1 protein-coding gene is annotated in these 645 nt (G+C 58.3%); it reads right to left on the bottom strand.

Going from position 1 to position 645, the window contains the following annotated elements:
• Nucleotides 1–400 precede the first annotated feature (400 nt).
• On the bottom strand, nucleotides 401–645 hold a 245-nt coding region (locus IB265_RS36255), incomplete at its 5' end, for a hypothetical protein (protein WP_210334698.1).

The raw sequence follows: 645 nt of genomic DNA, 5'->3' as shown, positions 1-645 counted from the left end.
TTGCTGGACATGGATTTTCTCCTCTTAAAGCTGGTTGGCAAGCGGGGCGTCGGTGCCCGGTCTTGGCCGGTCTGGGGTGAACTGGTTTGGTGACAACAGGTGTAGCCGACCGGGTTGTGCCGCTGAAGTGCAATAATCATTTCGATTGAATTGCGATATTGGCAATAATCGAGATAGGCGACGCCACTCCAAGGTCTTTCGCATCTCCTTGTGACGGTCACACGGATGGCGTGGTTTTCGCCGCCCAGATGCCGGCCCGGTCACCACCACACCGCGAAATCGACTTCCGAATAAAGCTTCCGACAACGCACCGGAAGCGGGCCGGATGGCTCTGGCACTTTGTTTCTAGAGCACCTTCCGCTTCCAATATTCCGCTTGAAAGCGGGACTCTAGTCCCTCATCAGGTCTGCGGCCATTCGAGATTGCCGAAGGTGGTCCGGGATACTCCCTTGTAATAGGCGCCCGCCTTCGGCGGTGGCTGGTTCACCACCACCTTCGCCCAGGAGGGTCGCTTGTTATCTTTTGCGGGTGCACCATCGTCGCCGAGTGCCGCCGACGAAGTGATCAGGATGGAGGCTGCCAATGCGGCGGCGCCGACGATCGTTTTCATTTTGCGCCCTTCCACCGTCGTCACACGGCCCAGCA

Origin of the sequence: Ensifer sp. ENS10 (assembly GCF_014852025.1) — a bacterium.
GTDB lineage: Bacteria > Pseudomonadota > Alphaproteobacteria > Rhizobiales > Rhizobiaceae > Ensifer.
Note: the sequence above shows the minus strand (reverse complement) of the source record. Positions and strands in the feature narration are given on the sequence as shown.